This window comes from Xanthomonas euvesicatoria pv. euvesicatoria, assembly GCF_020880415.1.
In the GTDB taxonomy this organism is placed as follows: Bacteria; Pseudomonadota; Gammaproteobacteria; order Xanthomonadales; family Xanthomonadaceae; genus Xanthomonas; species Xanthomonas euvesicatoria.
Genome location: NZ_JAJIUJ010000038.1, coordinates 1 through 25,547 on the forward strand (window position 1 = coordinate 1; position 25,547 = coordinate 25,547).

Here is a 25,547-nt window from a genome sequence, read left to right on the forward strand (position 1 = left end):
CGACACCGCCTGCGGTTGCGCACGATCACGCGCACGTCAACGCCTAAGTACGCGTCACTTCCCCCCTACATACATTCGAAGGATTTACACATGAGCAACACCAAGATCGCATTGGTCACCGGCGCAACCCGCGGCATCGGCCTGGAGACCGTTCGGCAATTGGCTACCGCCGGCGTGCACACGCTGCTGGCCGGCCGCAAGCGCGACGACGCCGTGGCCGCGGCCCTCAAGTTGCAGGCCGAAGGCCTGCCGGTGGAGGCCATCCAGCTCGACGTCAACGACGACATCAGCATTGCTGCCGCGGTGGGCACGGTGGAGCAGCGCCATGGTCATCTGGACATCCTGATCAACAACGCCGGCATCATGATCGAGGACATGCAGCGCACCCCGTCGCAGCAGAGCCTGGAGGTGTGGAAGCGCACCTTCGACACCAATCTGTTCGCGGTGGTCGAGGTGACCAAGGCCTTCCTGCCGCTGCTGCGTCGTTCGCTGGCCGGGCGTATCGTCAACGTGTCGAGCATCCTCGGTTCGCTGACCTTGCACAGCCAGCCCGGCTCGCCGATCTACGACTTCAAGATTCCTGCTTACGACGCGTCCAAGAGCGCGTTGAACAGCTGGACGGTGCATCTGGCCTACGAATTGCGCGACACCGCCATCAAGGTCAACACGGTGCATCCGGGTTACGTCAAAACCGACATGAACGGTGGCGGCGGCGAAATCGAAGTGGAGCAGGGCGCGCATAGCAGCGTGCAAATGGCGCTGTTGGATGCCCACGGTGCCACCGGCAGCTTTACCCATCTGGGAGAGGTGTTGCCATGGTAAGAAACTTCCTGAGCGTGGCACTGGCTGCGCTGGTGCTCAGCGGTTGCGCGGTCGGGCCGGATTACCGCCCCGATCCGCCGGCGGCGGTGACGCTGCAAGGCGCGCAAGACCCGGCATACAGCGCGCAGTCGCCGGTGGGCAACTGGTGGTCGCAGTTCGACGACCCGGTGCTGGAGCAATTGGTGCGCGACGCCTTGTTCGCCAACCACGACCTGCGCATCGCGGTGGCGCGCGTCAAGCAGGCGCGCGCGGTGTTCGTCGAGCGCCGCCTGGATCAGGCGCCGCATATCACCGCGCAAGGCAGCTTCGATCGTCGCGAGCAGCAGCAGGTGATCGCCGGCAATCAGCGCTTTCTGACCGAGCAGACCACGCTCGGTCTGGATGCGGCGTGGGAGCTGGACCTGTTCGGCCGTCAGCGGCGTGCATCGGAGGCCGCGCGTGCCGACCTGGATGCCGAGCAGGCCAACCTGCAGGACGTGCAGGTCACCGTTGCTGCCGAAGTGGCGCGCAATTATTTCGAATTGCGCGGCACCCAGAAGCGCTTGGACGTCTCCAAGCGCACGCTCACCAACCTGCGCGACACCCAGAAGCTGACCCAGACCCGATGGGATCTGGGTGCCGGCAGCGAACTGGACGTGCAGAGCAGCCTGGCGCGGTTGAAGGCGATCGAGGCGGATATTCCGCTGCTGGAAACCGCCGAGGCGCAATACCGCCACCGTCTGGCTGTATTGCTGGGCCAGCAACCGGACGCGTTGGATGCCACCTTGGCCGCGCGCGAGATGCCGGCGTTCGCGCGCCCGCTGCCGCTGGGCGATACCGCCGGCTTGCTGCGTCAGCGTCCGGATGTGCGCGGCGCCGAGCGCCGGCTGGCGGCAGCCACCGCGCAAGTGGGCGTGGCCACTGCCGACCTGTTTCCGCGCATCAGCGTGAGCGGATTCGTCGGCTTCCTCACCGGCGACGCAGCCAGGTTGACCGAGGGCAACGCCAAGGCCTGGTCGGTGACCCCGTCGATCAGCTGGGCCGCCTTCGATTTCGGCACCGTGCGTGCGCGCTTGCGTGCCAGCAAGGCGCAGGCCGAAGGTGCGTTGGCCCAGTATCAGCAAACCGTATTGCTGGCGCTGGAAGACACCGAAAACGCGTTGATCGGCTATGGCCGCCAGCAGGGGCGCCTGGCCATCGTGGTGGAGCAGGCCAATGCCGCGCGGCGTGCCGAGCAGCTGGCGCAGATCCGCTACCGCGAGGGCTCGGAAGACTTCCTCACCCTGCTGGATGCGCAGCGCACCCAGCTGGCGGCCGACGATGCGTTGGCGCAGGCCGAAGCGGCGGTGAATGTCGGTGTGGTCGGCGTGTACAAGGCGCTCGGTGGCTGGAAGCAGGACCAAGCCCCTGCGGCACCGGTGGCCGTAGTCAATCGTTGAACGATGCGCGCGGGGCGGCCAGTGGGTCGCCCCGCAGTTCTGGCTGCAGCGTCAGAGCTAACGAGGCGCGAACGTGTGCGGGTGATGGCTGGCGATACCGGCCATGCATCCGACGCCATCGGTTCGCCCGCCTCTCTGACAGGCGCGCTACCGCCGCTTCATCAGCACCATCGCATTCGTGACCAATGCGATTACCCAACTGCCAGCTGCGTGTGCCCAGGCGGACCCCTGCGCAGGCATACCGCCAGGCGCTTATTCGGCGACCCGCACGCTGTCGCGTCCGCCGTTCTTGGCCAGATACAGCGCTGCATCGGCACGCGAAAACCAGTCCTGCCAATGCGTTTCGCCATCGTGGCGCGCCGCGCCCAGCGAGACGGTGATACGCCCACCGGGTCCGCGCAAGCCGTTGCGTATCACCTTGCGCAAGCGTTCGGTGGCCGCTTCCAGTTCGGCCAGCGAGCCGGCACGCAGCAGCACCACGAATTCTTCGCCGCCAAAACGGAACACCTGGTGCGGTTCGCGGACTTCGAAGCGCAGGATGGTGGCCAGATCCGAGAGCGCCGCATCGCCGGCGGCGTGCCCGTACAGATCGTTGACCTCCTTGAAGTGATCCAGATCCAGGATGATCAGGCTGTTGAGCCGGTCGTGCGGTTGGCGTTGATCGATCTGGTGGGTCAGCGCACGTTCCAGCATGCGACGGTTGGGCAAGCCGGTCAGCGCGTCCAGCGAGGCCAGTTCTTCCAGATGCACGCGGTCGTCCTGCATCCGCAGCGAAAACGCGTAGCCCACCGCCAGCGTCACCAGCGTCACCACGATCGTCGACACACCCTGGCCGGGGCTGGTGATCAAGCCGGGCAAGAACAACAAGGCGGCCAGCAGCGGCAAGCTCAACAACACCGCGCGCCGCGGCCCGCACAAGAAATAATTGGTGGCCAGCACCGGGAACAGCCACGGCAGGGCGCCAACGCCACCGGTCCAGCACGCCACCAGGCACCCGCCAACATTGATCGACGCCAGCCACACGCCGCCGGCGCCGGTGTCTTCGGCACTGCGCATCTGCCAGCCGCGCCATACCGCGAGCACGCCCAGCGCCGCGGTGACCAGACACGCAACTGCCTGACCGGTCATGGCCAGGTACACCGCATAGAGGCAAAGCAACAGCGCGGTGATTGGCCCGAGCATCTTGACGATGCCGAGTCGGAAATCCCGCCGCAGGTGGAGGATCACAGGGAAGGTTCTATAGGAGTCGGCATCATTATCGGCGGAGTGCGGTCAAAGTTGAGCGTGTCTTCATCTCCGCAATGGGTAGGAAAGTGAAGCGTTGCAGCGCAAGGCTTCGCACATCCTTGACGGCGCTGCCGCAAACGTATCGTTTTGGTTGTCGGAGTCTGCCATGCCCACCCGCGAAGAACTGGCCACGCGCCTGGACGCGTTGCAGGAAGAGTTGCCCAAGTTGTCGGCAGATGAAGATGCGGATTTCGACTACCTGGATTTTCAGGCGCGTGCCGAAGCGATCCTGAGCAGCGCCGCGCAGGACGATGCCGCCTATGTGCGTACGCGTATCGACGGCATGCTGGCCGGTGCGGGCCTGATCCCCACCGACGACGCGGGTCAGTCCTGCGGTTGAGGCCTCGTCTTGGCATGAGCCCTTGTGCTTGTGCATTTGTCGCTGCAATGCACGCGTCAGCGAATGATCCGGGCATGGCGCACACCCGGGTTCGCCAAGCCCGCGCGATGCGGATCTGAGCGTCGACCGCGCAACCCAAGTCTTGACGGCAGACCGCACAAAGCACGCCCGGCTGCCTGCGTTCAGGCCACGAATGCAAGGACATCCGCGCCCACGACCTGATTGCGGCCACCCTGCTTGGCGCGATACAGCGCCGCGTCCGCCCGTTGCAACAACGAGGCCACGGTGCCGGCGTGATCGGGAAAGCTGGCTGCGCCGAACGAGGCGGTGACCTTCGGCAGGCAGACGCCGTCGCCCATGACCTGCAGGGCCTCGATGCCGGCGCGCAGTTTCTCCGCCATCATGCAGGCGGTTGGCAGATCGACCTCAGGCAGGATGATCGTCAATTCTTCGCCGCCGTACCGGCAGCAGATGTCTTCGCCACGCGTCTGCGCCAGCAGCAATTCGCCAATGGCCGCCAGTACGCGGTCGCCGCCGCTGTGCCCATGCAGGTCGTTGAACCGCTTGAAGTGATCCACATCCAGCATCAGTACCGACAACGGCAGCGCCCGGCGCGTGCAGCGCGCCAACTCGTGATTGAGGGTTTCTTCCAGATAGCGGCGGTTGTACAGGCCTGTCAACGGGTCGCGGATCGATTGCTGGCGCAGCGTTTCGCGCAAGCGCAGGTTGTGCAGCGCCAAGGACAGTTGTTCCGCTGCCGCCTCGGCCACGGTCAACGAGGCAAGATCGTCAGGGTCTTCGCTACGCAATGCCAGCATTCCCAACTGCGTGCCCTGCGCCGATAGCGGAATGCAGGCAGTGGCCGCATTCGCCGGGAGCTTGACGCCGGCATGCTGGCATAGCATCCCGGCGCTGGCGTCCATCACCACATGGGTGCGGTCGCGGCGCAGCGCCCAGCAGTTGTCCGGTGCGATGCTGGTACTGGCGTCGTCGGCCATCTCGCCCCAGGCAACCACCTGTTCGGCGCGGTCGCGCGAGGCGCGCAGCAGGTAGACCGCGCCGGCGGCACCGGGAATCAGCGGTGCAATCGTGCGTGCAGTGATTTCCAGCGCTTCTTCGGCGTCGCGGCAGTTCTGCAGCAGCCCGGAATAGCGTGCCAGTGCCTCCAGACCAGCGGAGGTGCGTTCGAGTACGGCAAACGACTCGATCAGGCGCTCGCTGGTCCGGCTGGCGTCGTCTTCGGCACGCGTACGCCGTTCCAGCTCGCGCGACAACAAGCGGTAGGCCAGCAGCATCACCAGCAAGCCACTGACAATGCCGATCACCGTCACCCACAGCGCCCACTGTGCGCTGCGCGTGGTGGCCGCGTTGCGCCTGACCAGTTGCTGCCGCTCCAGCTCCGTCATGGCCTGCACCTGGCGGCGCAGCGATGAAGCGGTCTGGAACACCCCGCGCGCGATGGCCGCACGCGCGCCATCCAGGCCTTGCTTGCGATAGCAATGCAACAACTCGTCGATCTGCGCCAGGCGCGCGTCCACCAAACGGCTCAGGACGACCACATTGCGCCGCTGCGTCGGGTTGTCCTGCACCAGGGCATCCAGCCGCACGATGCGCTCGGGCAGGCGGCCAATCGCATCGGCATACACGCCCAGAAAGGCCTCGTTGTCGGTCAGGACGTAGCCGCGCGCCGACGATTCCGCCGACAGCATGCCCGCCTGGATTTCGTCGATGCTGGCAATCACTTCCTGCGTGTGCGTCACCCAGCCGGCGTCCGACAGCGAACGCTGCGTCGTGAGATATCCGCCCACGCCGATCAGGACAAAGATCAGCCCGCCCACCAGCGAGGCCCCGGCAGCGCGACGTTTGGTTCGTTTGGTCAACACCGCGTTCCCCGGCACGATTGTCTGGTCGAGGCCGATGCAAGCGGCGTGCCTACGCTCCACTTCGCTTGCCGAGTCAGCTGGCAGACGGCACATTGCCCCCGGAAGCAGCGTCGTGGCGGTATGCTGGCAAGCAGTCACCGAAAAGGGCGCCCGTTGGTCATTTTTCTAGGCAATTACCAACTCACCTGTCATGCCGTCAAAGGCGATACCCCCGCCCATGGCTGGGTGGCAGGCTGGGATATTGCGCAGATCGGCATCGGCCGCGGCGCGAACCTGGCAGGCGCCGCGCTGTCGTCGACCTTTCCCGACCATCGCAGCGCCATGGCAGCCGCCCGGATTGCCGGCATGGTCACGCTGGAAGCCATGCACGCCAAGGCGCAAGAGCAGCGCGAGTACGCCTGAGCGGGAAGCCCTGACGGCTGGCACGCGATTTGCTCGGGTTTGATCAGGGCGCCGTCGAGCGTCTCTGGAGCAAGTGCAATGGAAGAGCCCAATAAAAGCGCACTGGCGTTGCTGCAACACGAAGCCAGCGCGTTGCTGGCCTTGTTCGATCAACTCCGCGGCGATGCCGCCCCGCGGTGTGCAGCTGCCGACGACCGGGCAGGGGCCCTCGTTCGTCGCGATGAGCCCGACCATGCCGCGCGCGTCACTAACTGACGCAGCGCGCGCAGTCTGCTTCGTCCTTCGCAATGGCCAACGTCTGACCTCTGCATCGGGAAATCCCGGCCTTGTCCGTTTATCTCTGGGGCGAGGTTGAAGCGGGTGGGCAGGGCCCCAGCACGCACTGACGCATGTCGCAACGCGCAAGCGCTTTCGGTGACCTCGCTGTCAAACGAACGCCTCAATGGTGAGGTGGCTTATACCTTCTGGATCGCGATGGCACGCCTCGTCCACACAAAAGGAGGGCCGCTGCTGCCAGCGTTGCTGCCAAGCCTGGAACATGAGAATGGGCCAAAGATGCGTGTGCCACTTTCGTTGACCTGCGATGAACGCTTGCCAGAGATGCGTCACCACCCCGACGTCGAAGACGCCTTGCTCTTCGAGTTTTGAAGGTGTCAACAAGTCTTCAGCCCACTCGCGTAAGGGGCCGCGTAGCCAGCGGCCGACAGGCGCACCGAAGCCTCGCTTGGGTCGGTAGATAAGCTCCTGCGGCAGATACAGTTCGAGCAGGCGCTTCAAAATGTATTTTTGCTCCCCACGAACCATTTTGAGCTTGAGCGGAATCTGCCAGGCCAGCTGAAATACCTGCTGATCCAGGAAGGGGGAAGACGTGTTCAGGCCATGCAGCATGCACGCGCGGTCGACTTTGGTCATGAGTCCTTCCCCAAGTTCCATGGCAATGTCCATAAAGAGAACGCGCTCGCCTGGGGATCCGACGGTCAGCTGCTCCATGGGGGTGTCATAGATCGTGGGGTACTCCATGGAGCCAAGCACGGCGCAATGGGGGTTGCGCCAACGCGAGACTCTGAGCAGGTAGCTCTCTTCCACCGAGCGGCTGATCGTCTCCCCCACGGCCGCTCGCCATCCGCCCAAACGGGCCGACTCCTTCGTGTAGACGCCCCGGCGACGCAGCGAACAGCGCAGCGTGTCCGGGATCATGGAGCTCAGGCGCGCATTGCGCAGTGCACGCGCGTAAGCGGCATGGCCGAAGAACAATTCGTCGCCTCCATCGCCTGTCAGCATGTGACTGACTTGGCGGCGCGCGGAGCCTGCTGCAAGCAGTGTCGGAATCTGGGACGAGTCCGCAAAGGGTTCGCAAAACGCCTCCGATATCTCCGGCAGAATGGCCACGGCCTGCTGATCGCTGATGCGTTGTTGGAAATGCCGCGTACCGAGATGGCTTGCGACCTTTTGTGCCCAATCCATTTCGTCGTGGTCGGCATCCTCAAATCCGATGGTGACGGTATCGACAGGTGTTGAGCGTTGCGACTGCAGGAGGGACGTGATTAGGCTGGAATCGGTTCCTCCCGACAGGAATGAACCAGTCCTGTGATCGCTGACGCGGTCAACCGCCATCGAGAGCGCATCCTGCAGGCGGCTGATCGCACGCTCTTCGGTCACATGCTCTCTTGCTTGGATTAAGTTGCTGACATTTCTTTTCGGATGCCAGTAGCGCGCCCCCTCGCTTGGGTCGTGATGAGGCGCACCGCGTTCCACATCCAGCGTGCTGAAAACTTGAATGGTTCCTGCCGCTAGTTTGAAGATGCCTCGATGGATGCTATATGGCGATGGAATGTAGCCATATCGCAGCAGGAGCGTCAGCGCATTCCGATCGAGCGAGTTACTGAAGCCATGAGAGGAAGCGATCGCTTTGAGTTCAGAAGCAAACACAAGACCCTGATGTGTCCAGCCGTAGTACAGGCTGCATTGACCGATGTGGTCGCGCACTAGCGACAGCGTGTGTAATCGACGATCAAGAATGGCCAGGCAGAAGCTGCCATCGATGAGCTCTAGGGTTTGCTGCAGCCCCAACGACTGAATGCTTTGCGCGATCCTTGCGGCAGAGGTGTCGCTCTCACAAGCCTCTGGTGTGCTGTAAAGCGGCGAGAGGCCATTGGCGCGTCCAGCCAGAGCAACAAGATAACGACCATCGGCAGAAAAGCCCATGCGAGTCCCCGGGGTACCAGAGCTCCCGCATGCTGCAAGTACCAGGGGCGTGTCAACGACGGTTGCCACACACGCTTTATCTCCACGGTGCTTCATCACAGCAACCATCGCACTTCCACGCCGTCCTAGCGTGCTGCTGTCTTTGTGAGAATTTGGTTCCGACCACAATCCACAGATACCCGACATCTGACCCGTCCGCCCTTGACCATATAGAGAGGTGCACTGGGCCGGGCAACGCGACTTGCTGGCGACGTCGTTCCCGATCCGGTGCGGCGCGCATGGTGGGCTGGTCGTATGGGGATTCCGCCTGGAAATGATCAAGGAACGGTTGAGATGGCGCTGTTTTTTTGAGCGCTTTGCATCGATGTCGCTCCGGTGCGCTGCGTCATGTCGAACGCGTGGATGGCCGCGTGCAACCAGGCGCAGCGATGACTCGAACAGGTTGCAGATGGCGTTTGCCTGATCGCTCTCTCGCCCGCCACGCCGCCGGCAACCAATGACTGCGCCCCTGCGGAGATCGTGGCCGACAAGGCGCCCCGGCATCGGCTGATCGAAGTCGATATCGGTATGCCGGACCGCTTGCCGGTGCTGGCGGAATCCGAGCGCAGCTTTGGCGCGGCATATCGCAAGGTGGGTGAGGGCATCGTGGGGGTATCGACGTTGGCCATTGGCTGCATGCCCCAGATGTCCCCAACGTCGCATGGCGTGATACGTTCACCTGCGCACTGCGTCGCACATGAAAAAGGCCGGGAACCCTTGTTTTACGGGGGTTCCCGGCCTTCTCAGGACCTCATCGGTCCGCTCATTGGTGGAGGTGGGCGGAGCCTGTAAACGCCCTCAAACAACCCATTGATCCTAAAGATATTTAGGCCCAACAGATGTGCCTGCTTTGATACCTCAAATGATACCTAAAGTCCTGAGCTGAGTAAGTGTGGAGTGGCGCTGCTGCTGGCGCGCCACGCGACAGGTATAAGTGGCATTCGAATCCTTAGCAAATGGCCGCCAGCTAAGTCTTGAGCCGCTTATGGCATGGGAGAAAAGTTCGCCTGCTCTTCCTGGTATGGCGCGTCTTGGGCAGCCATAGTCAATGCTGCGCGAATCAAATCTGCAATCGCCTCTATCTGGTCTGGTGACCCACCGGGTGCTAAGTCAAATACTCCCACGCTCGGAATACGGTGCTCGGACCCGCCGCCCAACGCCGAGGGATGGCGAACGAACAGGTTTGGACTGGGCTCTACGGTGCGACCGCCTATCGTGTCACCGGGGAAGAGAACGTATGCTCCGCGAGTGCCTAAGATGCCGTCGCGATAGGTGTGCATCTTGTATAAGTCGTCCTGCTTGTGCACGCGAGCGAGCTCAATCTCATACTCGCCGATCGCTAACTCGGGTGGAGCCGGATGCTCGGCCGAGGCCTCCACGTCCTCTTCACTTTCAAAGAGTGCCTCGGCCTGCATGCGCTCCAAGCGGTATTTAGCGTCAAAATGTAGCCAGTGCTTCACCGAAGGATGACCGGCAGGCGAAATTACAATGCTGAAATCAGGGGCGAACGAGGCGGTGTAGCTGCCACTCCAGTCGCTCTTGGGAAGCTTTGAGCGCGTGAATCGCTGGTTGTAGAACAGAGAGGCTAAAACCCGATTGCCGCTAGGCGCGACGAATTCGAAGCGACATTCGCTGCGCCGGCCTTTGGTCAGTTGAATACTCAGCCCGTCCTTTGGTAGGCAGATGAAGTTGCCGCCGCTCATTTCGCTGCATATGCCTAAGAGCGCTTCCCTTAGCATAAAAAAGCACCAGTATTCGTAAATCTGATTGACCGGGCGGATGTCGCCGATCAGCCCGTCGGCGAGTTCAGCTCCTTGGCGCCAGGCCAACGATAAGCTCATCCGCAACGACAAGTCGAAGTGGAAGAGCTCCTTGTAACCGCGCCTTCGAAGCAAGGCCTGAGAGTTCGAGGGGATGTGCCCCAGGGGGCCGACGCCGCTCCACATGCTGTGCTGCAAAGCCTCGTCGAGGGAAACGGCCCAGGCCTTTGCTTCACGCTGGGAAGCACGTCGACCTCCCACACCCATGCGGGCTTCGAGCTGGCGGGCAAGCAGTGCGCAGTGCGCCAAGAACGCTTTCGCATAGCGGTTCTCGGGCGTGTCCAATGTCTCGAACGAGTCGCGCCGAGGCAGGCCGGTCGGCGTATAGCCACGGAACATCCGACTGAGCGGGCCGCCTGCGACCATCTCCGAAGGGTCGAATCCGTCGGAGATGAGCTCCGGGTCAGCCTCTTGGATCTCGTCGATGCGGACGAACTCGATCTGCTCCATCAGTTTCGAGTGCGGCTGGGCAGCGATCTCGTCGATGGCCAGCGGCAGCTTGGAGCTGGACATGATGTGCCGCATCAGGAAGTGCAAGGCGGCATCGTTCTTGGATAAGTCACCCGACGGGTCGAAGGACAAGGACACTGGACTATCTAAAGAGAGCAATAGTTCCGCCGCCTTCCCTGCCAAGCTGTCGAGGAGCTCCTTGAACTCCTCGAAGTATTTGAGCTTGCGGCAGGCAACCTCTGCCATCATTGGTCGGCCGAACTCGACGCCAAGGTCGATGACCCCGGCATGCGAGCGAAGACGCAGCTGACCGGTGACGACCACCGCCCCTTGGCCATTGGCCACGGTCTCTTTCCACCGCCGCGACGGATCGCGTTTAAACACGTTAGCTAGCCGTGCGCCGAATGGCCAGTGCCGGCCTGCCTCTGCTCGCTTCGTCGCTTCATCCAAAGAAATTGGGAGGCTGATGTCAACGAAGTAGTCCGTGTCCTCGCGCAATTGGAAGCGTTCGAACAGATGCCCGGCCTCTCGCCAGCACATCGGGAGCATCGATCCAGAAGTGACGGCGGCGACGTCGATCTCGACCTCGGCCTCGAGCATGTCTGGCGCCGCCCAATCGACCGCAATCTGACGGCCACGGCCAAGGGCTGCTTCTATGTCGATCGAAGTGCCGGAGCCGAGATCGAACTTGACCCGATGGAGCGCGACGAATTCTGTCACTTCACGAAGGACACATGGTTTCGAGAGATAAGCCGGGCATGCATGGCTAGTAGCTTGTCCCGACACTGTCTGAACTGGCTATCAGCGGGGAAGGTGAGCGCTTCTCCGGGCGCAATCTCGACTGTTGTCTCCGTGCCGAGTAGATAGCGGGCTGGCGTCGTCCCGCTCTTGCCGTGTGCACCGTCCAGGAACGCGGCTAGAGCCTTGAGGCTGTCGCCGAGGGCTGATCGGTTGCCGTGAATCTTCGGCAGTACCTTTTGGAAGATGGCACGGTCCAATCCATTGATCCAATCCGCCATCACTGCAGCGGGAGGCTTGCCAGTCGCAAGCTGAGCCTTGGTCCAAACGTACATGTAGCCGTAGACCTCCTTGACGACGCGGAAGCCGAACTCGAAGCCTACTGGCCCCAACAGTTTGAAGCAGCCGTCCAGCGTCTTCAACGTCAGTTCCTTGGCGCTAACGAGCTCGACAGCACCGACGCCATGCTTGCTGGCCAGAAGGTCCAAGATGGCGGCGGGATTGGAGCCCACGGCCTCGTCGGCCTCGCGATCATCGATCGCTTGGCGCAGAAGGTCATCTGCGACCGATAAGTCGATGGTGGTCCCTTCTCCCGAGCCAGCGACGTATTGGCTCGGAGTCAGGGCTTTGACTTCGAGAACGTGCGCGCGATCAAGCACCTTCGGCGAGAACATGTGCGTGGTCTCGTCGATGTTCACTGTACCCACATAGAACAGGTTCGGAGGCAGCTTCAATGGCTGGCCGTTGGTGACCAGGAGCTGGGCCGACTGCGCTTCCGTGGAGCCTTCGTTCTCATCGTTGAGCAGCTCGCTGATCACGGCCAGCGACTGGCGATCGATGATCGGGGCGTTCTCGCCGTCTTCAAGGATGCTCGACGCCTCCATCAGGGACAAGAACGGCGCAAAGTAGCGCTCGACGTGAGAGAGATTCATCTCGTCGAAAACGAGGAAGTGTGGGATCTTGGTGGACTTAGGGTGGCAGGCCCGCAGAATGATCCGCAGCGACTCCGTGATCTCGTAGCTCTCGTTAGTATCCGTGCCGTCGTCGCGCCTCCGCGCTTGGCCGAATGGCGTGCGGAAGCCCAGCAGCTTCTTGGGGGATGTCCAGTCTGGGCCAATAGAGACGAGTTGGAATATCTGGCCATCGACCTGGCCGGCATAGAGCTCTTGCAGGCTCTCGGCCAGACGCAACGTCGAGCGGGACTTGCCCGTGCCAGAGGTGCCGGTGAGGATGACGAAGGGCTTGGCAGCCAACGCGGTTACCAGGTCGAACGAGCAGAGCTTGCCTGTGACCGCTGTAGCAGTGGTGGGAGGCGCCAAGCCATCAAGGTATTCTTCCGGTGCAGCAGCCGCAGTCTGCAGGTCCGCATCTTCAATCGAGCCTCCGCCTGTGTCGAAAAGCTTGGCGATCTCGGTGGAGCTGAGAGCGTAGTCCGCAGCAATGCGTTGTTCGAGAAGGTCGAATCGCTTGGCTGGGTCGGCCTCACCGCCCAGGATCGCTTCGATGTTCGTGCGGCGGTAGTGAAAGACGGCCACATCGCCCAAACGTGGCTTCGCAGCCTTGGCGGACGTCAACAATAGATCGGCAAGGTGGACCTCATGTCCGGCACGCAGGCTGGCCTTGCGAGGGTCATCAGTTGACAGTTCGATTACCGTCTGCCAAGGATTACCAGCGATTGTCGTCCCGGTGCCGTTAGAAATGTATTTGCCGTTTCTGAAGCCTTGCTTCTTGTCCTGAGACGAGAAGACGTTGAAGATCTCCTTCTGCGCATTAATATCGATTTTTGGCTTGTCAAAGACGCCTGCGAGCTCGGTCGTGGCTTGGATGTATGCCGCTTCCCCCTGAACGATGGCGACGCTCGGCTGTGCCTTGATCGCCAGCGTCCGCTTAAGGATGAGGAAGTCGAGGAGGGCTGCTTTCCCTCGGGTGTCCGCCACCGCGTCGATGCTGGATTTAATGCGTTGTGCGGTCAGAAATTGTGGCATGCCTCTACCCTGAGATTGTTGTGTCTGTCTTCAGCCCATCGACCATCAGTTGGCAGAACTCTGGTTTGATGTCGATGCCGATAGCACGGAAACCATGCTTGCGTGCAAATTTTAGGCTTGTTCCGCTGCCGCCGAAGGGATCTAGGACCACACCACCCTTGGGCGTAGTCGCCAGAATTGGAATGCGGACTAACTCTTCGGAAAATCGCGCTTTGTGCTTGTGAGAACTGCGGGCCGGCGCGATCTCCCAGGTGTCCGAAGGCGGCAGGATGCTGCCGCTCTCCGAAGCGCGGCCGACGGCGTCCTTGTTGAAGTAATACCAGCGTGACTTGACTAGGTGAAACACATATTCGTGCGAAATCGAGCAGCGGTCGCGAACCTGGTCAGGGATGGGGTTGGGCTTCACCCACACGTTGTCATTGCGTACGATCCAGTCGGCATCTTGCATGGCGATGGCGAACCGATGCGGGATCAGCAGAAGTTGCTTGGGTTTGCAAAGCAGACCATCACCGGTCCTGTCCTGAGGCCGCAATCCGAAGCGCCGGGCACTTTGTTTGGATTCGCCACTCTTATGCTCGCCTTTGCCGCTCCAATATGTATCACCCAGATTCACCCAAAGGCTGCCGTTCTCCGCAAGCACTGATCTAGCGGCGTCGAAGCATGAGACAAGTTGGTCAATAAAATCGCGTGGATGCTCCTCGAGTCCGATCTGTCCCTTAATCCCATAGTCACGCTGCCCGTAAAACGGGGGAGACGTCACCATGCAGTTAACAAACACGCCGGCCGCAGCAAGATGCTCCATAGCTTCACGCACATCCATATTGAAGATCAGGACATTGTCGTCAGCATAATAGGCCACCTTACGTAGACCTTCGTTGGCAAATGCTTCAGCGCTGGCCACTTGCGGGATCTGCGCCAAGTTGGCTTTAGTAGGTTGTGCTTTCTTTTTATCCGTTTTGCGCTGTGCCGATTGTGAGGCACTTCTTTGGGCCGCTGACTTAGAGATTTTCTGGGCGGTTTTGATTGAAGCGGCGGGTGAACCGTCTTCGCAAAGAAAATCTCCTCGCATATCCATATCTTGGCTACTCACAGGGCAGTCCTAGCTTGGCTTTTGCCGGCTGCATGCACTTCACTCTCAGATTTGGGGGGGATCGATATGTGGTTGTTTTCACAGTAGCTGGCGACTAAAACTTCGAGCATGTTCACCATGCTTCGCTGCTCATGGTCTGCTGCAGCTTTCAAAGCCCGCTTGAAAGAGGGGGTAACTCTCAAATTGAGATTGCTGCTTTTAATGTTGTTAAAATTCATGATGCAACGCAATTGCCTGTGCAATCCTGGTAGTATAGTACATATTGCATGCATTTGCCCACCCTGCGCTACAGCCTTTTTTATCGTGATCAAGAGGTTTCAGGTCACAGCCGAGGAGCTACGAGAAGATGAGCGCATGGTGCGCAGTGTTTGAGAAGTTTTACATTGATCGACGGTCGTTGCATGATCGTGTATTGACTAGGGGGCTCTAATTGTAGTGTCCTTACAGCAAGCCTTCGTTTTGACAAAAAGATGAAGAAATCCAAATCCAGGTAGCTCGAATACTATTAGTATTGGCCTATTTTTAATTAAAAAGAGGTGAAGAAATGTCGTTAGGGGGCTTTAAATCGACTCCCCGAGTGGCGAGTCGTAAAGTTATCTTAGTGAAATCAGAGCTGGTGCGGGGTCATCCGGAACAGGCGGATAACCCGGAATGGTTCTTGGTGCTTACCGATCCACCACCCCGGAATTTTGTGTGCAGTGGAGCCACGGAGGAGCAAGCAATAAAGAGGGCGGAGGATATGGGCTATTCTTTTGAAGAAGATCCCGAGCCATTTCCACCTGGCTACAGAGGTTAAAAATGTTTACCGCGTCTGGGTATTGAAGTGATTTCGGCATCGGACCACCGCTGTGGAAGTTGAGGATGATATTGACGTCCATCATCGCTCCAATGATCAATGCATGCGTTGAGTGCATTCGTGGCTTCTTGTTTAGCTTCCGCAACGGGGAGTCTAGCCAATGCTGCTATGAAGGCTTGGTTCCAAAAATCTTCAATTTTCATATGGATGGCGTCGATGAGGGTGGCTTGCTTTTGTAATCGAATAATGGAGCATGTCAAGTCATTGGCTCCTAACATTGGATATCTAGGCGGCGAGGGGCACGCAACGTCATTTTGCTCGAAAAACGTCAACCGGCGTAAGCCTTGCGTAACAATTTTAAATTATCGGGAGCGCAAGCCGAGCTTGGTGATAGGTAAAGTAGGGCTCTACTGGGCTCGATTTTCGCGAATAATTTACTAATCAATTGAATGGATCGGCTTCGAATGAACAACGCGTCTCTGAGTGCACTTGCCGCTGCCAAGGAAAAACTGGCAGAAGAAATTCGTAAGTTAGAAGAGCAGGAGGCTCAGCTTCGCCAGCAACAGTCGTCCGAAGCCTATTCGGAGATCGTCAAGCTGCTCGACCAATACACCGAGCATTTCAGTGCAAAGCAAAAGTCTGAAATTGCATATCTGCTGGGCGTTGGGATGGCTAAGCCGAAAAAGGCAGCTTCTACAAGGAAAGAAGTAGCGCCGAAGTATTGGCTGCCACACAACCAAGAAACGTGGTCAGGGCGTGGCCGTCCGCCTAAGGCATTCACAATTTGGCAGGGCAGTGCTTCTTATAAAGAGTGGAAGGCTAAGCACCCGGGTGAGAAGTTTCCTAAGTATCCGGGGTGAGCTTTACAAAGCCCCGTGGTGTGATGTTTTTTAGCAAATGTGAGGCTTGGCGGGGTTGCTTTGCGCAAATGGGCGTAGGAGGGCGCTAGGCCCTCCTGCGCCGGCTTCTCAGCTAGGGGGGGCGCGGCCATGTGTCTCAAATTTTGCGACAGTGCCGCCGATACTCTGAGCTATGAACAGAGCCGAGTTGCGAACCCACCTTGACCACTTGGACGATGCGGTGCCGGCGTTACGGGCAGCAAGTCCTGACAGATGCCATTTCTTACGCGCGTTCGCAGGCATGGCGCAGATCATTGAAGCAAAGGCTCTCACTGCTCAGGATGCGGAATTTGTTGGTCGACGTCTCAACGAGATCTTGGCTTGGCATGGGCTCACCAGCACTGACGAACTAGGCTAGAAGCGCAAACGGCCAAGGCACTACAAGTTGAATGCGCTTAGCTAACGGCCGCCCCGAAATTTGAATGTGAAACGAGTAGAGGACGGTGTGATGGTTTTCTGAGCACTGGGCACGGGTGTGGCGTCCACCAACGTCAGCATGCCGTCGGCAACAGGCACTGGAACGCCAAGCGTAATGTCGATCTGCTTGGACCAGCCGCCGCCAATCACTGTCACTTTGACAATCATTCGTCCAGCCTGGATGCATTGAACATCGGTCGGACAACGGCTGTCCTCAATGACGCGGTCAGGGCGCACTTTGTGTCGGTTAACTGCCGCAATCTCTCCTAACCGCACTGGGCCCTCGATCGCCTGGCTAGTGAAGGGGCCAGCCGCCGCGCATCCCGTAAGTGATATGACCACCAATGCTGCGAGTATTTGCACTCGTATTCGAGAAGCCAGGGTGGCCGTTAGCTGAGCGTTTCGCATAGTTGGCCTCAGGTCCGGAGATAGCCCGAGTGTCCCATAGCCTCACGACGCCCGGTCGAGTTGGGTGTCTGAGATTAGTGCAGCCGGAATGCTGTGGGCACGAGCACTTCGTTTGAGCGGACGTCTACGGCATGAACAAGTTAGCGATCGGCAAAAAAGCGCGAGGATCGTTGGCAAAAATGGCACGCCAGCAACATGCTGTCCTCCTGGCTGTTCAACCACCGGCATGGGAGTAGCGCATCACTACTCTCCACCAGCGCTGGGCCTCTGAAAGGGACCTTAGCTTCGCTGTCCCGACCGCAAGGACAGGCCTCCTTCTCGACGCTGGCGCTTTGTTGCGGCCCTTCGCTGCGCGCTGCTTGCGCAGTGCTCGCTCTCGGGTGCGGTAGGGCCGGACGCTTCGCCTGTCGGTTCCCACGAGGCGCACAACGCGCTGGTGGAGAAGAACCGATGAAGCGCACCCGAGACATCAAGGCTCAATACCAACTCCAGATGGACGAAGAGGGCATCTTGCTCGCCGCAGCAACCATCCTGGAACAACGCCTTCAACGCCAAGGCCGCATCCACAGCCCCGAGCAAGCCGGCGACTACCTGATTGCCCGCTGCGCTCACCTGCCGCACGAAGTCTTCGGGGTCGTCTTCCTGGACATCAAGCACCAGATCTTGGCAACCGAACATCTCTTCTTCGGCACTATCGACGGCTGCGATATTCATCCCCGAGTAGTCGTCAAGCGCGCCCTAGATTTGAACGCCGCTGCCGTCATCCTTTTCCACAATCACCCAAGCGGCAATCCGGAACCAAGCGAAGCTGACCGCAAGGTTACCGAGCGCCTGCAGCAGGCATTGAGCCTCCTCGACATCCGGGTGCTGGACCACCTGGTGATCGGCGGGCGTCAGCACACCAGCCTTGCAGCAAGAGGGTGGGCGTAGCCCCCCTCTCTTTCGTCGGTTGGTAGCAGAAGACCACCCAGTGCGCCTGATCTTGCAAAAGATATGGCGCTACGCTTGAGTCCGGTCTTCAAGCTTCTTCCGCTGCTTACGCCATTACGGCAAGATCCAAATGAGAAATCGAAGGAGGGAGTTATTGATGAGCCAGGATGCGATCCAGCTGTTTCAATGCTTCGGGAAGCATGATGTCTGAGCGGGTTGAGAAGCTCTTTGTGGGTTCTGATGAGCTATTGGGGGCGTTGGCGCCGATCACAGCGGCTCCACCGTTTGATCAAAGTGATCGCCTTCAAGTTTGTCGCGCCCTTTGCCTGCTTTCGATTGAGCATGCCGCTGCGAGTCGCTACCTACTCGCAGTTGGCGCTGAGCCCTCCACCTTGGTCATTCATCGTGCGCAGTTCGAAGCACTGGTGAGAGCCGTGTGGGTCCTTTACTGCGCGAGTGATACTGAGGTGGCCTGCTTGCAGGAAGAGCTGACACCGACAAGTGAATCACTAGCGGCTCGCTTGCCCATGCTATCCAAGATGCTTCAAGCTCTGGAAACGGTGAAGCAGGCAGCCGAGCCACTGCGGGCGTTTTTGGAGTTCAAGAAATACTCTTGGGCGGCACTCAACTCGTTTGTCCACGCGGGTGCACATGCACTTCATCGATTGCGAACGGGCTTCCCGCTTGAACTCGTGGAGCTGGTTGTCAAACAAAGCAACGCGCTCGTGGTGATGGCCCACATGCAACTTGCGATCACTACAGGTAGCCAAGACGCGGTGCGATGGGTTGTCAAGACGTCGGACGGATTTCCCGCTGTGCTTCCTCCACGGATACGTTAGGATTTTCAGGCAAGCGCCATCGCCAACGGGCTTTCAGGCTGGTGAGTGGCAAGCTTGCGATGCAAGGTTCTCGCAGTAAGGCCTGAACAAGTGAGGGGGTCGGATGACGAACATCGGGAAGGCGGAAAGCTTCGAAGACGGATTTTTACGCGCTGCGCTTGAAGTCATCGCGAAGCGTGATGAGCGCGAGGCCATCATCGCCATCCGGGATTTCGATGGCCTGAGGCAACGACTTGATCGCTCTCCGAGCACAACGCGCTTTACCCAAGCCATGGCGGAGTTCTACCTTGGCATCCCGAGACGCCAGTTCGACCAATTCAAGCGTGAGCATGGCAATCCGTTTCTGATCAGCAAGAGCACGCCACGCTCGATTTCTAAGGTAGAACTCTTGACGTGGTATGCCCAAGTCACCAAAGCGCGCGAAAAGATCCAAGAGCCGATCTCGGGCAAGTTCGGTCGAACGGGGAAGGGGATTCCCTTCATTGTGATCCGCGCGCCGGCTGGCAAGATCAAGAGCGTGATCTCGCATGCGGGGATCACGGGGCTCGATATGAGTGCGATTGAAGAAGCATTCCAGCAGGGAGCAACGATCTTGGCTCTGACCATCGATCAGGTCTTGGAATTGCCTTGGCAATTAAGCTCTGAGAAGAGGCGTTGGCGAAATGCCTACCGCTTTCATTTGATGGCCTTCCATGCAGCCCAGATGGCTTGGCTGGATCGCCAAGAGCTGGATGAAGACACGAAGCCCGTCTAGCCAGGCCGACCTACGACATTGACGGTCTGACGCATCAATTCGCCAGGATTGTAGTTTACGGATGAATGGGTGTTCATCGATCCGGGGCGTTTTCATCCTTTAGCAAGATGCATCCGATGCATAGATTGCGCTTCGAAGCTCGGCCAACGCCAAGCACGGAGCGCACCATGAAATACATCATTGAGATCAACGGCACCGTCCAAGTCGTCCATTGGGCGACAATTGAGGCGAACTCGCCAGCAGAAGCACTTGCCAAGTGCGATATCGATGCACTGCCCGAGAGTGACTTCGAGTTCGAACAATGGGTCAGTGACCTTACGATCGAACGCATTGAAGACGACGCCGGAACGCTCATCGCGTGCGACTACGATAACGATGTTCCAGACATTGACGATCTGTAAGTCCCGTTTGGCCTGCTCAATCGATTGTCGCCATCACGCTGCGATCTTGACGAAAGGCGTGATGGCGTTAAGTTGAAGGAGAGGAGAGAAAATGGACCAGGCACTTAAAAGAAAGATTAGGCAGGCAGTGAAGCAGGGAAGCGAGACGTATGTGACGTCGCTTTGTCAGGCTCAAGGTGACATCGATGCTGCGGCACGCTATGCCATTGATGTGGCAATCAGGAGCAGCAAGGAGAGCTTGGTCGATCAATTGATTCCACTGCTGTCAAAGTCATTTGAGGTCTATCCGCTTGATATGGCTGCTAGGGTAGGATCACTGCGAGCGGTCGAGCAGCTCATGGCATTTTGCAACACAGAGGATGACGAGGCATTGGTGCTTGCTGCCAGGCACGGGCACACGGAGTGCGTCAAACGCCTTCTCAAAGAGTGCAGCCCTCTGCAACACGACTCACTTGCGCTCTATGAAGCGGCGCGTCATGGCCATGCGGATGTGGTCTTTCAATTGGTCCTGTTCTCAGATGCCAAGGCGCAGGGCAGTCGAGCATTGATTGCCGCATGCAAAGAGGGCCACTTGGAAGTGGTCAAGCATCTGTTGCCGTTCTCATCGAAGATCCAATGTGCGCAGCACGGCTTTGCGGCGGCGGCCGAGAACAACCATGTCGACGTCGTTGATTTCTTGATCGAAGCGGGCCTTCCAGATCCCGAGGACACCTACGCATTGGGACTTAACGTCGCTGCTGCGAAAGGCCATGAACGCGTGGTGCGCACCTTGCTCGGGGCGATTGTGACAACCCACCGTGCGCCTCGTGACTTTGGCGAAGAGGCGCTGCAATCTGCAGCACGAACCGGACATGTAGGTATCGTCAAGTCCATCTTGGAATTTGCGCACAAGACCGCCTATCCCGAATTGGCTTTGCACGTCGCACTCGAAAATGGCCATGATGAGGTGGCCGACATCTTGGTTCGCCGAGCGAACTTAGATGATGTGCGGGACCTGATCACAGACGAAGCGATTGAGGCGAAGCTTGATGAGGCGATTGCCAGAGTTGATACGGCCAAGCAGCGCAGAGAGCTTCAATCCAACGAGCGCAAAAGGGTGGCGCAGAGCGATACGGCAGGGCCGGTGACAATGAACCCATCTCGTGGCGTGCGCTTGTAAGCAGATGTTGCCGAGATAAGACCAGATGTCGCCAACATCCTCACACCTCTGCTTTAAGGACTTACTCTTCGTATTTCCCAATCGCCACGCGATAGCGTGCGGACCTGATGGAGGTCGGTGTCGTAGATGGCGATCAGGTCAGAACTGCTGGCAATGATGTGGCCTCGGATCTTTCGCTCACCCTTCTCCCAGAGTTCTGAATCGCTTGTCGACACTGGGCCGAGGAGGCGTTGTTTCTCTTTGGTTGCTTTCTCTTTCCCGGATCTCTCTCCGACCAAGCCTGGCATGATTGCGACAAGCAGGCCAACCAAGTAAAGCATCACCCCTAAATAAACGACAGATGCGGCCATGCCGGCTGAGGACACGATACCGCTTAGCCATGGCCGTTCCCGAATGAATAAAGTGATGCAATTGTTGATTGCTGGTCTGGTGGGTAGACGATAGAGCCAGATCGCGAACCAGAGCATGAGAAAAAACGTGATCGGAACGCGCCACGGGACAGATCGGAGAATGCCAACGCCTTGAAGCACAATGGCATAGTATCCATTCACAATTTTCCAATCGGTAGATTGCGGAAAGAGGTCAGCTTGAACACCCCAGGCACTGAGATAGGTGGTGTATGCGACATGACCGCAGCCATGAAGGACAACCCCAGCCAAAGTTGTGATGGCTGCGAGGCTGCCGACCAAACGGGTGATGGACCATGATCGCTTGGAGAGCAGCTTGTCTTGCTCTTCCAGTGGCTTGATGGGACGCCTTGATTTGACGATTTCTGTATGACGCATAGTTCTCGTCGATCAACTTCGAGATGGGAAGGAGCTGCGTAGCCAACCCATCGCCTCATCAAGGTCTAGGTTAGAGCTGGCATAAGACACTTGAAGCAAGTGGGGCGAAAGCAGACTGTCCCACTTTTGGCTAACCAGATTTTTCGCGCCTGCCAATAGCACTTCAATGGATGGGGTTGGTGCAGCGGCAATCGCTCTGAGCGCTATCTCGATGTTCTCATGAGTACTCGGACCCCCGTGTGATCTCGACCCCCAGGCGGCTACCCTGCGCCTTGAAGTTCCTGGCATTGAGTAAGCAAGCGATTGCATCGTCTGTCGCATTGCCCAGCCAAGTGAGAAGCAAGATGTCGCTTCCCCTATTCAGAAAGAGCTAATCATCCAAGACGTGTTGCTGGTAGCTGGTCCATCCTTCGTCGATGAAGCGCTGCGTACACGCATCCACAAACGTCGGCGTCGGCGGCCCCTGATAAATCGCGCGCATGGTCTGACGCACCTTGGTGCGCGCGCGTCCACCGCTACCGTTGAACAGCGGCGGCGTGCCACTTTGGGTGGCAGACACATAGATCGTCTTCTGGGTTTCGTTGATTGCTTGACTAGCCAGGTGCGTCCACCTAAAAAGTGCGCCTCCCGGTAGTGAGCATGTGAAAGATCGGCAGAGTGCCGAGTGGTTAGTAGCGGCACTCTGCCGGAATTCTTCATTGACAGTGAGCGCCGCCTAGAACCGGTGCTGGTTGACGATCCGGTTGCCGACTGGTCTGTGAAAAAAGAGTCCGGATCCGTCTTGGATCAAGATGTGTTTTTTTGACCCAAATGGCGCAGCAGCCCGACAAACGTAGCCCGAGACACCTGATTGAAGGAGGCGTTATGCGTGCGCAAACCAAAACGCCTGTGGTGCAGTCAAGTCCATACTGCGCAATGGCGCAGAGGGTTGGTGTTGCTAATAGCCTCGTCGGGTCATGCTCGGCAAGGTGTGCAATTGCGGCTTGCAAGTTTTCCGCTTGAGGTGGGGCAGGGGAGCCCAGTTTTCTCACAGGGCACCGACCGGTGAGCAGAGTCGCTTTCTTTGAAGAACCACACCTAAAAGCGACCGCAACAGTGATGCTAAGGGTATCCCCCGCCTGTAGCGACACACAATCGGTGATGAACGCTAACGCTACCAAGATCACAACGATGCCTGGGCCTTGCCGTTTAGGCCCTTGTCGATCGCATACTCTCTTGAGACATCAGAGATCCCCCATGGAAAGCGGTCCACAGAAAAACCCCGGGGAGGACGCACCTTACCCGGGGACTATTTCTAAGGCCGCCGTTCACCACTTTAAGATCGGAACGGACATCTAGCCAATATGTGTAGACGTTAATGCACACTCTGGGTTGTGTCAAGAGAAATCTGAACCTAGTCCACAAGCCTGCGGTCACGTGCAATCATACCATCTTGAAGGATTGGCTATGACTGATGAGCCGGAAAGGACCTGCACGCTATGGCTGAGCTAAGTAAAGACTATTCATACTCCAAGACGGTAATCGCAGAGTTAACGAGGTGTCTGTCAGACTCGCGCTTTGAACCATATCTTAGGCGCGCGGAGCGGGATAGCGAGTTTGCTATGCATAGTTATCTTTACAATTCACGTTTAGCTAAAGCCATGCTATTCCCGCTGCATGCCTGCGAGATTGTCCTCCGCAACGCTGTTAACGACGTTTTAAAGCAAGATTTCAGTCAAGCGTGGTATCGGAATTCAAATTTTACGGATCTTTTAGTTCCGAAAACAAGAGAAATTCTGCATCATGGCGTTGAGGGAGCAAAATCTAATAACGTCGATGATATTGTGGCCGAGCTTCAATTTGGATTTTGGTTTCATCTTTTTCGTTCAAACCACTTTAATATTTGGAAAGGGAGGTTTGACCGAGTGGTTCGAGCTAATGCCTCGATTAATTTTAGTGAATTTGAACCAAGACTTGCTCGTGTGCACAAATTCCGTAACAGGATAGCGCATCATGAGGGCATTCTCGGTATGCCTTCTTGTCAAAGCGCTAATGCTGTGCACGCTGATATTGAATTTTTGGTTGGGGCGGTTTCCCAAGAGGCGCTGCAGTGGCTTGTGGCCCATTCAACGTTAGCTAAAATTATTCGTTCGAAGCCTGGGAGGAATGGAAATTTCGGCCCTACGGTTGAAGAGCGAAGCGACAACCGATTTAGGGAGATTGATTCTGCCGCATCGCTTAAAGATGTGTCTGCTAGTCACTATTCCATAGTAAAAGATGCGGGCAATGTTATTGGTGTCATCTCTGGTCGAGAAATAGCGGAATTTCTTGTGTCAATGTCGCTTCGCGACGGAATTTTTGAGTTGTCTACCCACACTGTGAGCGAGCTAGTTAGCGAAATAGCTGGCGCAAAAAATTTTGTGATAGTTGAACCATCTGTTCCGCTCACTGAACTTGGTAAATTGATATCAAAAAAACGCCATGCGGTAGTGGTATCGCCGCTCGGCGAGGTTAAGGGGGTGATTGAGGCATCACACCGCCGCTATTAGCGATATTATTTATTTATGCCTACACAGTATTATATTTTAAAATTAACAAGCCATATCGCTGATTGCCGGTTGGCATAGTTGGGGGCCTCATTAAAGATGCATCTTCGCTCCCTTCCTCAGTCGCTCCTGAACTGTCCTCGCACATAGCTCGTTAGCGCCACAGGCGGTGATATTGACCAAGGCCTTCAACCTGGATTTTCCGAGTGTTCCCGGCCGACTTGTTGACATAGTTGTCTTGTAGCAAGGGTGCCTTCTTGTTGAGGGCGTGGTCCGTGGTCAAGGCGATATGCTCCACGCGCACGCCCTTGGCATCGAGCTCGGTAGCCAGGGTATGGCGGGACGCATGCGATCCGATTCCCTTGCCAAAGCCAAGCTCCTTTAAAAACTTCGCAAACTGATTGACGAAGCCTTGGCTGTAACGCCCATTCGGCTCAACGGTCTTGCGGCAATACAATCAGCAAGTTGCGGAGCTGTTTTCTTAACGCCAAGACACTCAAGTGCTGGGTTCGTAGGGTGAGGATGTAGGCGATGTCCACTGTAAGCGGTGCCAGGCAGGATCGCACAACCAGCTCAGGCCCGAGGACTAGCGTGCCAGGCCGGCAGTGCTGCGGTTGCATTACTGAGCCTGCGATTATGCAGCTATATCAAGGCTTTAGAAGGGATTTTTCGAGTTCTAGTCCGTTGTTTTGCTCTTATATGTATCTTGTATTGTTCTTGCAAGGTCAATGCATGGTCTGACAGCAGCCCATTGCGCAATCTGTCTGGGTGGAGTACGATTGCATCAACCCCTAGGCTTAGTGACAATCCCATGGCCCTTCAAGCTCCTGATATGTCCTTCTTGCAGCAGGTATTGAAATCGTTCATCGAGACGAGTGTGCAGCGTGTCGCCTACTCGGGCGATATGCACTTTCGATATACACTTTCTTCCGAAGATATCAAGAATAGTACCGGGCGGCAGCGCATGCATGGTGGCACTGTGAACGAATACATCGGGTTTTTCCGCCATCACAATGTGCAAGCCCAGTACAACGAGCGGTTTTCTGCATTTGAGATCGAGCTGGATCTGAATCGTTGTGTGTTGGATCAAACCCAATCCAGGCATCTTTCTTCCGCAATGTCTCTTTTCCGTGCCGAACACGGGTGATTCATTTC

The 25,547-nt window shown here is 58.0% G+C and carries 26 protein-coding genes and 1 pseudogene; 14 read left to right on the forward strand and 13 right to left on the reverse strand.

Annotation, left to right across the window (positions count from 1 at the left end; translation table 11 throughout):
- Positions 1-90 precede the first annotated feature (90 nt).
- Both LN450_RS05985 and LN450_RS05990 read left to right on the forward strand, forming a co-directional pair.
- Positions 91-822: an SDR family oxidoreductase gene (locus LN450_RS05985; protein WP_008577266.1), complete on the forward strand. Its 732-nt coding sequence runs from the start codon at positions 91-93 to the stop codon at positions 820-822.
- The gene (locus LN450_RS05990) at positions 816-2,240 is read left to right on the forward strand and encodes an efflux transporter outer membrane subunit (protein ID WP_039418342.1); all 1,425 of its coding nucleotides are present in this window, start codon (positions 816-818) and stop codon (positions 2,238-2,240) included. Before LN450_RS05985 ends, LN450_RS05990 begins: the two co-directional genes overlap by 7 nt.
- Positions 2,241-2,492: 252 nt before the next feature.
- On the opposite strand, the gene LN450_RS05995 is transcribed toward LN450_RS05990, so the two are convergent.
- The gene (locus LN450_RS05995; RefSeq protein WP_011346943.1) at positions 2,493-3,467 is read right to left on the reverse strand and encodes a GGDEF domain-containing protein; all 975 of its coding nucleotides are present in this window, start codon (positions 3,465-3,467) and stop codon (positions 2,493-2,495) included.
- Positions 3,468-3,561: 94 nt separating this feature from the next.
- Between LN450_RS05995 and LN450_RS06000 the strand changes: the two genes are divergently transcribed.
- Complete coding sequence (locus LN450_RS06000) at positions 3,562-3,867, forward strand: hypothetical protein (protein ID WP_008577261.1); 306 nt, start codon at positions 3,562-3,564, stop codon at positions 3,865-3,867.
- Positions 3,868-4,049: 182 nt separating this feature from the next.
- Here the strand turns inward: LN450_RS06000 and LN450_RS06005 are convergent, their stop codons facing one another.
- The gene (locus LN450_RS06005; protein WP_039418344.1) at positions 4,050-5,705 is read right to left on the reverse strand and encodes a sensor domain-containing diguanylate cyclase; all 1,656 of its coding nucleotides are present in this window, start codon (positions 5,703-5,705) and stop codon (positions 4,050-4,052) included.
- Positions 5,706-5,903: 198 nt separating this feature from the next.
- On the opposite strand from LN450_RS06005, the gene LN450_RS06010 reads away from it, so the two are divergent.
- Both LN450_RS06010 and LN450_RS06015 read left to right on the forward strand, forming a co-directional pair.
- Positions 5,904-6,152: a hypothetical protein gene (locus LN450_RS06010; protein WP_014089797.1), complete on the forward strand. Its 249-nt coding sequence runs from the start codon at positions 5,904-5,906 to the stop codon at positions 6,150-6,152.
- Positions 6,153-6,230: 78 nt separating this feature from the next.
- Complete coding sequence (locus tag LN450_RS06015) at positions 6,231-6,407, forward strand: hypothetical protein (protein ID WP_008577255.1); 177 nt, start codon at positions 6,231-6,233, stop codon at positions 6,405-6,407.
- Between the two features lie 171 nt (positions 6,408-6,578).
- Here LN450_RS06015 and LN450_RS06020 read toward each other — a convergent pair whose 3' ends face one another.
- The 7 genes from LN450_RS06020 to LN450_RS06050 all read right to left on the reverse strand — a co-directional run bounded on the left by LN450_RS06020 (position 6,579) and on the right by LN450_RS06050 (position 15,553).
- Entirely contained in the window at positions 6,579-8,357 is a 1,779-nt protein-coding gene (locus LN450_RS06020; RefSeq protein WP_160291449.1) for an asparagine synthase-related protein, read from the reverse strand.
- A gap of 317 nt (positions 8,358-8,674) precedes the next feature.
- Positions 8,675-9,025, reverse strand: coding sequence for a hypothetical protein (locus LN450_RS06025; RefSeq protein WP_160291450.1), 351 nt, complete (start codon positions 9,023-9,025; stop codon positions 8,675-8,677).
- A 354-nt stretch (positions 9,026-9,379) separates the two neighbouring features.
- Entirely contained in the window at positions 9,380-11,386 is a 2,007-nt protein-coding gene (locus LN450_RS06030; protein ID WP_057680217.1) for a DUF2357 domain-containing protein, read from the reverse strand.
- The gene (locus LN450_RS06035; protein WP_057680216.1) at positions 11,383-13,389 is read right to left on the reverse strand and encodes an McrB family protein; all 2,007 of its coding nucleotides are present in this window, start codon (positions 13,387-13,389) and stop codon (positions 11,383-11,385) included. Before LN450_RS06035 ends, LN450_RS06030 begins: the two co-directional genes overlap by 4 nt.
- A 4-nt stretch (positions 13,390-13,393) precedes the next feature.
- Positions 13,394-14,479 carry a DNA-methyltransferase gene (locus LN450_RS06040; RefSeq protein WP_228892683.1) on the reverse strand — a complete coding sequence of 362 codons (1,086 nt, stop codon included), beginning with the start codon at positions 14,477-14,479 and terminating at the stop codon, positions 13,394-13,396.
- Positions 14,476-14,697 (reverse strand): hypothetical protein, encoded by a 222-nt coding sequence (locus LN450_RS06045; protein WP_169789622.1) that lies wholly within the window; start codon positions 14,695-14,697, stop codon positions 14,476-14,478. The genes LN450_RS06040 and LN450_RS06045 overlap by 4 nt, the downstream gene beginning before the upstream one ends.
- 574 nt (positions 14,698-15,271) lie before the next feature.
- Positions 15,272-15,553: a hypothetical protein gene (locus LN450_RS06050; RefSeq protein ID WP_228892691.1), complete on the reverse strand. Its 282-nt coding sequence runs from the start codon at positions 15,551-15,553 to the stop codon at positions 15,272-15,274.
- 186 nt (positions 15,554-15,739) lie between these two features.
- Between LN450_RS06050 and LN450_RS06055 the strand changes: the two genes are divergently transcribed.
- Positions 15,740-16,135: an H-NS histone family protein gene (locus LN450_RS06055; RefSeq protein WP_081033302.1), complete on the forward strand. Its 396-nt coding sequence runs from the start codon at positions 15,740-15,742 to the stop codon at positions 16,133-16,135.
- A gap of 172 nt (positions 16,136-16,307) precedes the next feature.
- Positions 16,308-16,532 (forward strand): hypothetical protein, encoded by a 225-nt coding sequence (locus LN450_RS23235; protein WP_081033303.1) that lies wholly within the window; start codon positions 16,308-16,310, stop codon positions 16,530-16,532.
- Positions 16,533-16,573: 41 nt separating this feature from the next.
- Here the strand turns inward: LN450_RS23235 and LN450_RS06060 are convergent, their stop codons facing one another.
- Positions 16,574-16,999: a hypothetical protein gene (locus LN450_RS06060; protein ID WP_057680524.1), complete on the reverse strand. Its 426-nt coding sequence runs from the start codon at positions 16,997-16,999 to the stop codon at positions 16,574-16,576.
- Between the two features lie 450 nt (positions 17,000-17,449).
- Here LN450_RS06060 and LN450_RS06065 point away from each other — a divergent pair, with 450 nt between their 5' ends.
- From LN450_RS06065 to LN450_RS06085, 5 genes are all read left to right on the forward strand, one after another.
- A complete protein-coding gene (locus LN450_RS06065; RefSeq protein ID WP_425510710.1) occupies positions 17,450-17,929 on the forward strand; it encodes a JAB domain-containing protein in 480 nt (159 codons plus the stop codon).
- 200 nt (positions 17,930-18,129) lie between these two features.
- Positions 18,130-18,768, forward strand: coding sequence for a DUF6988 family protein (locus LN450_RS06070; protein ID WP_057680473.1), 639 nt, complete (start codon positions 18,130-18,132; stop codon positions 18,766-18,768).
- A gap of 103 nt (positions 18,769-18,871) precedes the next feature.
- Positions 18,872-19,522, forward strand: a complete 651-nt coding sequence (locus LN450_RS06075) for a hypothetical protein (RefSeq protein ID WP_057680474.1) — start codon at positions 18,872-18,874, stop codon at positions 19,520-19,522.
- A 167-nt stretch (positions 19,523-19,689) separates the two neighbouring features.
- On the forward strand, positions 19,690-19,923 hold the full coding sequence (locus LN450_RS06080) for a hypothetical protein (RefSeq protein ID WP_057680475.1): 234 nt from the start codon (positions 19,690-19,692) through the stop codon (positions 19,921-19,923).
- A 91-nt stretch (positions 19,924-20,014) separates the two neighbouring features.
- On the forward strand, positions 20,015-21,082 hold the full coding sequence (locus tag LN450_RS06085; RefSeq protein WP_057680476.1) for an ankyrin repeat domain-containing protein: 1,068 nt from the start codon (positions 20,015-20,017) through the stop codon (positions 21,080-21,082).
- A 53-nt stretch (positions 21,083-21,135) separates the two neighbouring features.
- On the opposite strand, the gene LN450_RS06090 is transcribed toward LN450_RS06085, so the two are convergent.
- On the reverse strand, positions 21,136-21,867 hold the full coding sequence (locus LN450_RS06090) for a hypothetical protein (protein ID WP_228892697.1): 732 nt from the start codon (positions 21,865-21,867) through the stop codon (positions 21,136-21,138).
- A 370-nt stretch (positions 21,868-22,237) separates the two neighbouring features.
- On the reverse strand, positions 22,238-22,426 hold the full coding sequence (locus LN450_RS06095) for a hypothetical protein (protein WP_228892698.1): 189 nt from the start codon (positions 22,424-22,426) through the stop codon (positions 22,238-22,240).
- Positions 22,427-23,468: 1,042 nt separating this feature from the next.
- Between LN450_RS06095 and LN450_RS06100 the strand changes: the two genes are divergently transcribed.
- Complete coding sequence (locus tag LN450_RS06100) at positions 23,469-24,395, forward strand: CBS domain-containing protein (RefSeq protein ID WP_155518830.1); 927 nt, start codon at positions 23,469-23,471, stop codon at positions 24,393-24,395.
- A 90-nt stretch (positions 24,396-24,485) separates the two neighbouring features.
- Here LN450_RS06100 and LN450_RS06105 read toward each other — a convergent pair.
- Positions 24,486-24,843: pseudogene (locus tag LN450_RS06105) on the reverse strand (integrase); the annotation flags it as partial.
- A 360-nt stretch (positions 24,844-25,203) separates the two neighbouring features.
- Here LN450_RS06105 and LN450_RS06110 point away from each other — a divergent pair.
- Positions 25,204-25,539 carry a hypothetical protein gene (locus tag LN450_RS06110; protein ID WP_057680478.1) on the forward strand — a complete coding sequence of 112 codons (336 nt, stop codon included), beginning with the start codon at positions 25,204-25,206 and terminating at the stop codon, positions 25,537-25,539.
- Positions 25,540-25,547 lie beyond the last annotated feature (8 nt).